Source organism: Prevotella sp. ICM33, from assembly GCF_000517825.1.
GTDB classification, from domain to species: domain Bacteria; phylum Bacteroidota; class Bacteroidia; order Bacteroidales; family Bacteroidaceae; genus Prevotella; species Prevotella melaninogenica.
This window is the reverse complement of the sequence record NZ_JACD01000077.1, coordinates 1-12,300: the sequence shown is the minus strand read 5'-3', so window position 1 is coordinate 12,300 and position 12,300 is coordinate 1. Positions and strand designations below refer to the sequence as shown.

Here is a 12,300-nt window from a genome sequence, read left to right as displayed (position 1 = left end):
AAGACAATTCCGCAAGGATTTATATGTTATTTGAGTTTTACCGGACAGCAATAATCAAAATTGAGACACCCTCAAGGGAAGGGACTACTACTCTTTCTCTAGATTCGATATGTACACAAACTACCTCAACTCATGCACAAAATATGGTGCACCAGAGGTTTTTACCTTGAGAATCTCGTAGGTGGCAGTGGCTGGATGATAGACGGAATAGCCCATGCCTTGGTCGGTGGACATACCGAAGATGATGTCATTACCCGACTTACAGAGGGTTGCAGCCCACCCAGTTGTGGCAGAGAGGCCTAACTTTGTACAGCTCTTATTGTAGAGATTAATCTCGAAAGGTTGGAAGCATTTATCGTGAACATAGTCTGGTGGATTGCTTGCAGCACCTGGAATGTTCAGGTAAGCATACACCTTTCCGTTGCCGCCATACACCTTCATGTAAGCATACGAGGTTTTATTGCCTTTGACTCCTACTAAGTCAACATCCGCAAGGGTGAAACAGTAGGATTTATCAAAGTCTGTTTCTCCTTTCTTAATACGCAGAAATCCCTCCTTGACACCAGGCTGATAGCCAAACATCGCTACACAATAAAAATAGATATCACCCTTCTCATCGATGAAAGGGTCGCCAGCAGGCGACTCACCAGAGGCCATAGAGGCACGGTCATCACTGACGACTTTGATTGGCTTATCGGTCTTTGTGTCAATCAAAGCCACGTAAGCCCCTGCTTCACAGACGTATGTAGACTTCATCTGACTAAGTGCCACATAGAGTATTCCATCTCTTATGACAGATGCGGCAGGCTCAGGATTATTGTCACCAGCAGCTTTCCCCAAGGAGTACTCCGCCAAATCAATCTCTCCAACCTTCTCCATTGTGGTAGGATTGATGATGATTACCTTTCCTAAACCAGAACAAGAGACGTATGCCTTATGGTCGGAAGCAAAGGTGATGTACATTGCTGCAGCCCCACTTGGGAGTAGGATAGTATTCCCCTCCTGCACTAACTTTCCCTCTTTCTGGGCATATTTATAGATGTGTTCGGTGTCGGTTATATACACTTTCCCCTTATATACGAAGGAAAAAGCACCCTTCGGCATCACCAGCGCATTATCGGTATTGAGCGAGCCAACGTTCATGTCTTTGAAAACACTTACGTATGTATTGTCTCCGATGTTAACACTATGGACGAAGCCCATCTCCGTCTTGGCCGGTGCAGGCGGTGTGTCAGGTGAGTCTTTGTCGCAAGATAGTAGTCCGACGGTCGTTAGCAGCATGATAGCTGCGGTTAAGAAATAATGTTTCATTGTGTTTTGATTAAAGAAGTTAATAATTATAAGCTCATTGCCCCACCTGCCAGTTTGTCTCTGAACAGGTTGAAGCGTAGTTTTGCCTTTAAGGTTCTTCCGGGTAGAGGCATCTTAAATTCCATGTAGTTCTCCTTGTTGAAGACGTTTTCTAACTCAAGGCTCAGTGACATATTATTATGCCATAAAGACTGTTGGAGGCCTATCGTGAAGACATCATTAGACGGTATGCGCCATTTCCTACGCTCCTCTGCGAGCGAACTCATCTGCCACCCCCAGTCAAACTCGCCCACATGCGACACATCAATATATACTCTCGACAGCTCACGGCGGCCTATCAAGCCCTCTGCATGGTACTCCATGCCATAGTTATAGTAAAAGGCAGGGATGTTAGGGACGTGCTTATTATAGGTAGGGTTGCTCGTTCCTTGTTCGTCATTAAACCATCTTTGCCTGTCTCGGATGTCCTGTAAAGTCAGATTAAAGTAGAGATAGACATTGCGTGTGACGTCCACCTTCACGTCAGTGTCCATTCCAATGGTCCTTGTTTTCCCTAAGTTCGTATAGATAGAACGTGTGTCAGTAGGGAAGAGTCTTATCATGTTCTTCATCATCATATAGTAGAAATTCGTCTCCCACTGCACCCTCACGAGTCCGCACAGTCCTCTTCTATCGACGATAAAACCAAGGTTCAGATTATTCCCCACCTCTGGCTGCAGGTTCACCGACGGTTTGATGCTCACCCCATTACCGAAGAGTTCGCCCGTATCGGGTATCCTCACGTTATGCGAGAACGACAGCTTTGCCCGCACATCCTTCCATAGTTCATAGCTGAAACCCTCACTGAAGCCATAATACGACCGTTCCACACGGGTCTGCTTTGGTGCTAACTCGTCTGTTACCTGCCCTTTCGCCAGCGCGTCACTGGTTCTGTAAATCCTCGAGTTAAGGTAGTAGATGCTGAGTGTCAATGCGTTTTGAAACCGATGATTAGCCGAGACAAACAGATGACTGAGCCCAATGTTGTTTGCAGTCATCCTACTTGGATAGGCACTGGGGTCAAAGCCAAGATAGCCTTTCATGCGTTCGTCCTTAGGAGTATAAGCCGAGTAGGCGTATTGGTCATTGAGATTAAGAGTGTGCCGACCCCGTGTATATTTCAAGTTAAACTTACTCCTCACCTCAAACTGCCGATCATGCGACTCGTTAAAAAGATTGTCGTCCGTCTCTCCTACGGCTTGTGTGACTGTTCCGTCCCACTGCCTCCTCGTAGTGGCGGTGTCTGTCATATTCGAGCGGATGATAGGTGTGACGATAGTGTACTTCATATCCAGTCCTTTAACGAGGAAGTCTTGTTTCTCCAACACGAGGTTTGGCATGATATTTATCCCTTTTGTATAGGCATGACGAGCGTCGAAATTAAGCGACTGTATCCCCTTCTTGTTCTGATAAAAGGCACATTCTAAGTCGAACTTATCAAAGTAAAGTTTCCTAAACCCTAACCCAACATGATAAAAATTGGCTTCGTAATAGTCGTTCCTACGTCTCACCTTTCTATATGCCGACGCAGGCAGATTGGTCTCGAACACTGGCCACGACATCATATAGTCGTTTTTCGACTTATTCTTAAAAAATGCCACGTTAAATAATATCCCCGGTCGGCTAAAGAGCTTTTGTCCACTTACGAGTGTCTTCACCGTCCCAAAGGATGCCAACTCTTGTGTGAAGCCCACCAAGTCGCACTCATCTTCTCGCGTGACGATGTTGATGGCACCGCCTAAACCGTCTCCCCCATACTCCGCAGGAACAATTCCTTTATACACCTCGATATACTTGATGACGTCTATCGGAATGTCGTTAATATCGAACGAACCGTCGGGACTGTTCAGTGGGAACCCATCGATATATACCGCCACACGCTTCCCTTCTAAGCCATGAACCGAGATGCGCGATGCACTACCCAGTCCACCTGCCTTCCGAACCTTAATTCCTGATGTCCTCGTCAGTATCTCCTCAATGCTACTCGACCGTCCTCTCAGTTTCGCACCATCCACAACTGTCACAGCCATAGGGCTTTGTCGTATCTGGTTTATCTCTGCACTCTGTGCCGAACTCCGCACGACAACCTCACGCAACGAGGTCGATGAGGGTTCAAGATAGTAGTCTCTTGTCACATCACCACCCGCCGCAACGACCTCCCTCAGCCGTTTGTAGCCTACTGCCGACACCTCTATCGTGTAAGCACCCGATGCACTAATCGTCAGTTCATAACCGCCTGTCCTGTCAGAAAGCACCTTCTGCTTCGTTCCCTTGACTGCTATGCATGCTCCACAGATAGGAGTCGACGTCTCTTTCTCCGTGATCTTACCCCTTAGCAGCCGTTGGGCCGCCACGAGCAGAGGACACAGACACACGATTATGATAAGGATTAATCTCTTCATACCTACTTATTGTTTTATGAGTTCCTGCCACCCAGCCGTGTTGTAGCGTATATATTCGGTCAGAGCCTGCCTCACCTCCTCCTGCTGAAGGTCGGGTCTTGACACAATCTCACCGATGATTGTCAGCCATGTAGAGGCGCTGATACGAAAGAAGAGGGGCGACACACTCGTCTCCACCTGCTCCATGTAAGTCCTACTTATCGCTACTTGTTCGTCGATAAAGGTCTCACGGAAATTCTCTAAGGAGGTGCCCTGCGACTCAAAGAGCAGTAGCCTCAACTCCTCCTTATATAAGAAGATAATGCGAAGCATACTCGATAGGAATTCCTTCTGCCGTTGTCGAGAGAAGTCAAGACGCTTTTCCTCGTGCTCACCCTTGCTGTGCTCCGCCATACACTCGCCTATCACAGAGAGTAGCGGATGCAGGACAGCACAGAAGATATCGTCCTTTGTCTTAAAATAGTTGTATATATTCCCCAGCACAACACCAGACTTAGCCGAGATTGTACGCATCGATGTCTTCCTATAACCACACTTAATAAATTCACTGCGGGCAGCCATAACAATCCTACTCCGCACATCTTCTTTTAATGTTTTCATTATTATCTTATTAACGGACAATGTCTTGTTTTGTTCATAAAAAAAGCGTATTGCATTCAACCTGCAATACGCTTTCTTCCACTTGACGTTCTATGGCATACTAATCGTTTCTCCATTCTGTCGATTTTTACTGCAAAGATAGGCGAAGATTTCCGTCTTGTCAATACTTACTAATAGGTATTTTAACCCAAATCAATTATTAGAGCCTAAACATATTTTGTTTTATCATCGAGCAGATTATTTGTCTTTTAGGCGCAGACGTAGCGGACTACGTCAAGTTACAAAGACAGACAAGATGCCGATAAGAAAATAAAAGCTGTTAGGAAACAAAATCATATCACTGTAAATCTGTGCCCTCTGTGAGAAAATTCATCCGCACAACGTTATGAAATATTGTTACAAAATAGCAAGAAAAAAGATGGAATAAAAAACTAAAAACGAGTATTTTAAACATCGTTATAACCCTCTCGTGTTCAGATAGTTGCAAAAGAGGTTTACAAAAGGTGCTTAGTAAGGGTTCAAAAGGGCGTTAGTAAGGGGCTTAAAGGGCATCTTTTGCAAGCCAATTGGGCGTCTTTTCAAAGGCAAAAGATGATGTTTTTAAATCGAGGAGATGAAAGGTTTTTACAATAATACAGAAATACAGAAGACAGAAAGCGCGTAAATACTTTCTGTCTCCCATATTATTTCCTCCTCTATCGCATCAAGAGCGGTAGGGATAAGCCATTAACTTTCTCGTTTAGAACCAGAAACCAGCATCGCTGTGCTTGCTATCTCCGTGGAAATTCCACCAGAAATCGAGGACAGCAGTCTTGATATCGGTTATTCCAAAGGCATCCATCAGCGAACGAATTGACACCAAGTTGCTCTCTGAATAATCCTTTGCATTGTCGCTTAACTTATCGTAATCAGTGTCATAAACCTTTTCATCCAGTTCGCGCTCATCGCTGTCCATATAGATGTTCATCGGTACGACGATGGTTGGCAGCCATGCTTCCTCCTTCAACTGACGAGCGGTTGGTGCGTAGAAAGGACTTGCTTCGCCATTTGTCAACTTAGAGTTACGAGCGCGCATCAGGCGAATTTCGAGGTTAAACTGCTTATGCGTACGCAAGAACTTAAAGTAGCCTTTGTGTCCGATAGGGTTCGACTGACCAGTGAATTTAGCACCATCAAACTTGTTAGTCTTATTCCATGGGTCCGTATCACAGTAGACATAATCGAAGAATTCAGTAGAGTTAACATCGGTTGCCTCCTTCTTTCCGCCATAAGAAGGGCGAATATCATCTACCATAAAGAAGTGCTGATAGTGGCTGTCTTCACCATTATTGACAATTTGAGAGGTAATTTCGTTACCTGCCTTGTCGTAGTAGTGAATGACAAAAGCTGACACATAATGGTCCTGACTGCTACCCATAAGATTCACACTCTTACCATTCTGTGGGTCAGCCACCCATTTTCCATTCTCCAAAGTATAGGTAAGTTTATAGTTACGACCGATATACTTCAATTCTTTTGGTGTTGGGTTCTGATGAAAAGCATGTGGACCATGGAGGTGACCATTATAGATTTCGATCACCGCCTTTGCAGGATTGATAAGCGAAGGGTCGAGTTCACTCTGCTCAGTAGACTGTCCATCAATCACGATAGGCAGTTTAACGTTGATATCCCAAAGTCCAGTGCTAAGCAACTTTCCAGCTGGATTGTAGAAAGGAGAGGCCTTTCCGTCGTCACCAAACTTACTTCCTGCAGCGTGGAGCAGGTCGACAGAGAGTGTAAACTCACGTCCAGGCTTCACGAACTTGATAAGACCTTGGAAGCCCATAGGGTTCGTGTCGCCAATGAAAGTGCCGTTCAACTCGTCGATATAGCGGTAGTCGTAAGGCAGTTCTGCTTTGTTTGTGACACGAACAGAACTCGTCTGTCCCTCATACATCACCTGCTTGAACATTGAGAAGAAGTGCTGATGAATCTTGTCCTGACCAAGGTTATAGAACTGACTGTTCATCATTTCGCCCTTTGCATTATAATACTCCATCTTCAAAAGATAGACAACAGAAGGGTTGTCCACGCTATTCTTTACGCTGAACGACTTTGTTGCACTCGTCACATGCCAGCCTTGACCAGCCGTTGTCTCCCACTCTATCACTTGAGCAGGTACTGAAGCGGCTTTGAAGTTAGCCATCTTTGGCGTATTGTCGAAGGCAGAAGCATTGTTGAGTGTTCCTTCCTGCAGTGTAAAGACAGCACGAACAGGGTCTTCATGTAGTTTGTTTTCCTTTTCATTCTCAGGCTGTTCTGGGTTACAACCCACGAACAGCATGGTCACTACTGCACTGAAAGCAAGCGCAAGACCATTTATAAATCTTTTTGTTTTCATCGTTTTTATCTTTTAAATTAGAAGTTCCATGTAATCATACAGCGCACATCACGCCCCATATCATGGGCATAGTAGCGGCTGCGGTTAGTGTATTCCTTGTACTCACGATTAAGGATATTGTCGCCCATCAGTCCTATACGAAGTGACTGTCCCTCACGCATAGGCACCGAGAAGCTAACATCAAAGCCCATGAGATGATAGGCTTCAGGACTGTTGGCGATGAGGTCTGTGGCAGGATTGAAGCGTGTTTGCTTAGCCACAAAGCGATGAGTGAGTCCTAACTTAGGTGAGAATGCCTTGAAGAAAGGCAGCGACCACGTCAGTGAATGGGTCAGACGGAAGCTCGGAATATAAGGAAGATAGGCGTGAGAAGGCATCTCACGTGCCCAAATCATTGCCGTAACAAGATGATAGTCAAGCGATGATACGGGGCGAACGTGGGCATCTAAGTCGACACCTTGGAAGAAAGCACGTGTCTGTCTGTACTGGAATACAGGATAAGCACCCGATACGACTGTGATATTCCGCCCCGTTGGTTGGTCGAAGATGTAGTTATTAATCCACTGAAGATAGCCATCGAGCTGAACATCAAAGTACTTACTTGCATATTTCAATGAGGTAATCCACTTGTAACTCTGCTCTGAAAGAAGGGTTGAATCGCCCTTCACAAAGATACCAGAACTAAGTTCATTGCCATTACTATACAGCTCATAAACATGTGGGGCACGCCAAGCTACACCGAAATGGGAGGTCAGTTTCAGTTGTTTATTGATGTGATAATGACCACCAAGACTATAAGTAAAGTTCGCAAAGTCACGCTTTCCACCATATCTTCGTCCTGTCCAATCATAGCCGTCAGCCTTCGTTTGCTGTCCATCAAAGCGCACTCCAGCCTCCATTCCCCATCGATCAGCAGTGTATTTCTGCAGCGCATAGAGTCCGAAAGCTACCTCCGTGTAATTCGGAATGATAGGAACAACACCCGTTCCACGCTCGTTCGTGTTATCAGTTATCAGCAGTTGCGCTCCCGCTTCACTCTTCCAATGTTGATAACCCTTGTTCCATACAAGTGAGTTCTGCAACGAATTCAAGTGCAAACTGACGGTAGGAATGTCCGAATGGTTCAGACGTCGGATGCGGTTTTCGCGTCGATTGTCCTGCTGGAAGGTTGATTGAAAAGCGAAATGTCCTATCTTTTCGTGATCAAAAAACGCCTTGAAATAGACATTATGATGAGTTATCTGCTGAAAAGGATAGTCTATATGCCGACTGAAAGGTGTGAAGTCGACAGGCTGACCGAGGCGGATACGCTCTTGTAACAGCTGTTCGTTACCCATCTGTGCACTCTGCATAACACCTAATTTCTGTGCAAACAGACTATAACCTGTCTCTAATCGCCACGCTCCATGCCTATAACCTAAGGCGAGGGATAGGTCGTTTTCACGCATTCCGGTATTGTTTAGCAGGTAATGAGCCGTACTTCTGTCGCCTCCATTCTCGGTATTCAGATGTAAACGCCATGCCCAGTTGCCATGCCACTTAAAGCTATTTTCAACATAACCTGAGGCTCCAAAGCGTCTGCCATTGGTGCCATAAAGTCCCGCTACCATACCATGAAGACCACTGACGTCATAAGGTAAGGGGGAAGGTTGCATAAGAACAATACCACCAAGAGCCTCAGAACCATATCTTACAGCATCTGCTCCTTTCACCACTTCGATGTTACTATAACTGTTTTTATCTACCTCTGGGGCATGATCTGCACCCCATTGCTGACCCGTCAGACGTGCACCATTGCTCACCAAGAGTATGCGATTGCCATACATTCCGTGTATCACAGGCTTTGAAACGATTGTTCCTGTCTGGATAGAACTTATACCACTGACTCCCTCAAGCAGCGAACCCAAGGAGCGTCCCATAGCATTTGTAATGGCTGTTTGATTGATTTGACTGCCTATTTGATTTACACTCATCATCTGGCGACGAGTAGAAACCACAACTTCACTTAGGCAAATGGAATCATGAGTAGGCTTAGTGCTTTTCTCATTCTGTGCAGCTAATGGCATACACCAACACAGCAATGCGAATAAAACACCAGCCCACTGATGCCTGTCTAATTTTAATTTAAGCATCATAGACTAAATATTAAATGTCAATAGACGGCTCTTTCGCCTCAGCAAATGGGCAAAGAACCTACGAAAAGTTTGTCTTACGAACATGTATGCACACCTTAGTGCGCACCTATCCCATAATAAATAAGGTGATGATTAGCCCACTGTCGGAGGCGAATGGCTATTGATTGAGACAACAGCCTGATAGACAGTTTGTTCTGTAAATATACGTTTTGGGACCCAACTTATCGCTACAACAGGCTGGAAAACTGTTGCTTTAGCTTCGACAGACTCGTGCATTGTGAAGTCACAAGTGCTACAAACCTGCTTCAACGAAGCATTATGGCTTACAGAAGCCTTGTCTGAACCGTGATAAGAAGTGTTATGATAGTGGAAATCTTTGAGCAAAAGCATAGAAGTGAACACAAAAAGAAGTGTCCACGCATAGATAAGTTTTATCGTTGTCTTTTGCGTCATCTATTTCCAATTATGCGGCATGTAAGTGAGTTGTTACTCATGCCTTAAATGAATTTTGGGGGTAAAATTACGAAAAAAACAGCAGGTATTTCTCCACAACCTATTTATTTTTTGCGATTTTAAACATAGTTAACACAAAAACTACTTAGTAGTTATTCTGCAATCACTTTATAAACAAGAGGGGTTCGTTTGTTAAATTCATAGAGTAGAGATAGGGTAAAGATTTATACGCTTGTAGGGTATTAGTATCTCAAATGACTTGGTCTTACAAAGGAGGATAAACTACAAGATAAAATGCAAATAGATATTCAACCTATCCGTCTTCTGCAAACAACTGATTCTCACACATCGTTATTTGTAAAATATTTTCATACAACTCAAAACCAATACATGCTCTTTTGGCTTCTAAAAGATGCCTAATTGACTTGCAAAAGATGCCCTTTTGAGGTCTAACTAACGCCCTTTTGAAGTCCAATTAGGCACCTTTTCTGATGCTACTTTATAACTAACTGATTTTCTGTTGGTTACAAATACGCTTTTTATATGTGTTTTTATCCTTATTTATAGGGGTTTTACTTGAATTTATGTCATGATTTTTCAAAGTGTTATCCACATCTTCGAAGGAGTATGATAAAAGGGTCTTCTATATCGGAGGATGAGAAAAGAAAAGATAGTGAGAACCATAAAAAACATAACAAATACTTGCTTATTAATGTAGAAAAGCGTAAATTTGTCCCATAACTAACTTTAACAATATGCAAAAACCGCAATGGAATAGAATAAAAGACTTTGTTCAACGCAAAGAACTATCGCTTGCAATGGGCTTACACCTTGGTGCAATATTCCTCTGTGGGCTGATTTATATCCTGCTACCCGAAGACGTACACCTGCGTTGGGGACTGACTTACATACCAATTTGGACTGCTCTTCTGTCACCGATTGCACTGATGATTGCTGCACGAAAAAGCAAAAGAAAGTTGGTGATACGCCTTTACAGTGGGGTGATGGGTGTTGGGTGTTGGCTACTTGCCATTTTCCTTCAAGTCATAGGGGGCGACATTTTTCTCCCTTCCACCTGCTTTTGCAAAGACGGTGATTACCTCGTAAGACGAGAGTACGACTTCTTTGACAACAACTTGATAGGTGTTTATAAAGTTGACGGACTAACAGAAAAGAGAATATCATTCTATAGTTACAGCAGTCCCGACTCTATCAAGGTTTACGATTCATTGAATGTCATCGCTTTTTACTGCCCTTCCGAAATACAGGAAGACCCATGGCCCACCGACACCATTGCCCCTCTCCGTGTCATCGAACAGCTTCGCAACAACGAAATAGATTCTGAACGGAGGAAGAAGATAGAACAACTTGCCCACCGACTTAACGCCCGACTCGGCTATACACTGGCTGAATAAATAACGAAAAAGATATAATAATGAACTACTTAGTGCTTAAACAACGTATTTATCTTGTCATATCAGTCCTCACACTGATAGTTTTAGGCAGTAGCTACGGCTCTTGCACAAAGTTTTCAGACAGGTTATCTGATAGTGCTATGGTGGCACTCGATTCCTTCCACCACTGCCAGTATATGGCACTTTCAAGGGGTATCGGTTACGCAGGAAGGCGGTCAGAGCAGTTTGATTATGCCAATCTGCTCAGCCGACACACAACTGCAGAACAATTAGTGGAGATTGCCAATACCGATACTTCACGCATAACAAGGCTCTGGACATACAGAATTCTACTGAAGAAAGCTGACAAACAAGTAATTGATGTATTGAAGCAGGCATTGAAAGATACGACATACGTAGAGATGATGTCTGGATGTAGCGGATTTGAAGAGCCTTATTATCGCGCTGCCCTCTCTATCTATAGGTACGATAGCTACGAACTTAAACTATCCAACCAGTTGTGTTTCTCCCTTGATAGCCTCATCTTCTTCGATTATATGAAGCACTATGGCTTTGAAGATGGACTGCCCATAGACTTCAAACCCCATAAGATTTATTATGCCACAGTCATCGAAGAAGCCGACAAAGGGAATGATGCTATCCTCCCTCTCCTCGCTCAATACAAGAATCCTAATGACCGACAGCGTATCAACAAGTTGTTGAAAGCCAATCTAAAGAAAGCAGGTGTATGCTCCTATGAGGCATGTAGAGCCATCAGTAATTGGAACGACCCTGCCTTCGAGTGGTATGCTAAGGCTGCTTGTCAAGCTACTATCAAACAAGAATACTATGATGCTGATGAGGTCCTCCAACTTCTTTGTGCCTACCCTGCCCCTTGGAGCTACCAAATACTTAAAAAACTGCTCACTCAGAAAGGGGATTACAGCAACAGCGACACAGCTAAGGATTATCTTAGAGAGCGATATAAAACGCGCCCCGTTCCTCCTATCTTCAAACCATTATATGATAGGTATGTGGCAAGAAAGAAGTGAGACGTAAACACTGTTACCTCACAATGCACATGGTATTTACCTTTATGATTACGCTTCAGAAGTTTAAAGAGATAAGGAGGCAGCCTTAATTTATGACACTGACAAAGTATCACACAGAGGAATAGAGGGAACTGAGGATTGTAAAAAACAAAGCAATGGAAGTCACGGAGGCATCGTCGGTGCGTAGAGTAACCGAGATAGTTTGCCTATTCTATTAGCAATTTATATGTAAAGCGTTTACCCCAAGAGTTATCAGGAAGCCGTACACTACACCTCTGTCCCTCCTTGTACCATTCGCACCTCTGCTTATAGTTTATGACTCCGTCCACTCCGTAACTCCGTGTGACTTTTTACATACGAGCTTTAGTTGATCATTCCATACCTCGGAAGAACCAAGAAAGAAACCAACCCCACACCCATATTGTAAAGAAAAATCACAACCCAAAATTTTATTGGTGCTTAATTGCGCTTGAATTAAGGCTTAATTGGCTTGCAAAAGGTGCCCTTTTGAGGTCTAACTAACGCCCTTTTGAA

8 protein-coding genes are annotated in these 12,300 nt (G+C 44.1%); 2 read left to right on the top strand and 6 right to left on the bottom strand.

Annotation, left to right across the window (positions count from 1 at the left end; genetic code table 11):
- Window positions 1-120: 120 nt before the first annotated feature.
- From HMPREF1505_RS09950 to HMPREF1505_RS09925, 6 genes are all read right to left on the bottom strand, one after another.
- Window positions 121-1,311 (bottom strand): YncE family protein, encoded by a 1,191-nt coding sequence (locus tag HMPREF1505_RS09950; RefSeq protein ID WP_036925029.1) that lies wholly within the window; start codon window positions 1,309-1,311, stop codon window positions 121-123.
- A 26-nt stretch (window positions 1,312-1,337) separates the two neighbouring features.
- Window positions 1,338-3,752, bottom strand: a complete 2,415-nt coding sequence (locus HMPREF1505_RS09945; protein ID WP_036925027.1) for a TonB-dependent receptor — start codon at window positions 3,750-3,752, stop codon at window positions 1,338-1,340.
- Between the two features lie 6 nt (window positions 3,753-3,758).
- Entirely contained in the window at window positions 3,759-4,352 is a 594-nt protein-coding gene (locus HMPREF1505_RS09940; protein WP_036925025.1) for a TetR/AcrR family transcriptional regulator, read from the bottom strand.
- 739 nt (window positions 4,353-5,091) lie between these two features.
- On the bottom strand, window positions 5,092-6,732 hold the full coding sequence (locus HMPREF1505_RS09935; RefSeq protein ID WP_036925023.1) for a hypothetical protein: 1,641 nt from the start codon (window positions 6,730-6,732) through the stop codon (window positions 5,092-5,094).
- A gap of 17 nt (window positions 6,733-6,749) precedes the next feature.
- Complete coding sequence (locus HMPREF1505_RS09930) at window positions 6,750-8,867, bottom strand: TonB-dependent receptor (protein ID WP_036925022.1); 2,118 nt, start codon at window positions 8,865-8,867, stop codon at window positions 6,750-6,752.
- Between the two features lie 132 nt (window positions 8,868-8,999).
- Window positions 9,000-9,320 carry a hypothetical protein gene (locus HMPREF1505_RS09925; RefSeq protein WP_036925021.1) on the bottom strand — a complete coding sequence of 107 codons (321 nt, stop codon included), beginning with the start codon at window positions 9,318-9,320 and terminating at the stop codon, window positions 9,000-9,002.
- Between the two features lie 755 nt (window positions 9,321-10,075).
- Here HMPREF1505_RS09925 and HMPREF1505_RS09920 point away from each other — a divergent pair.
- Both HMPREF1505_RS09920 and HMPREF1505_RS09915 read left to right on the top strand, forming a co-directional pair.
- Window positions 10,076-10,735, top strand: coding sequence for a hypothetical protein (locus tag HMPREF1505_RS09920; protein WP_036925020.1), 660 nt, complete (start codon window positions 10,076-10,078; stop codon window positions 10,733-10,735).
- Between the two features lie 20 nt (window positions 10,736-10,755).
- On the top strand, window positions 10,756-11,766 hold the full coding sequence (locus tag HMPREF1505_RS09915) for a hypothetical protein (RefSeq protein WP_036925018.1): 1,011 nt from the start codon (window positions 10,756-10,758) through the stop codon (window positions 11,764-11,766).
- Window positions 11,767-12,300: the final 534 nt, after the last annotated feature.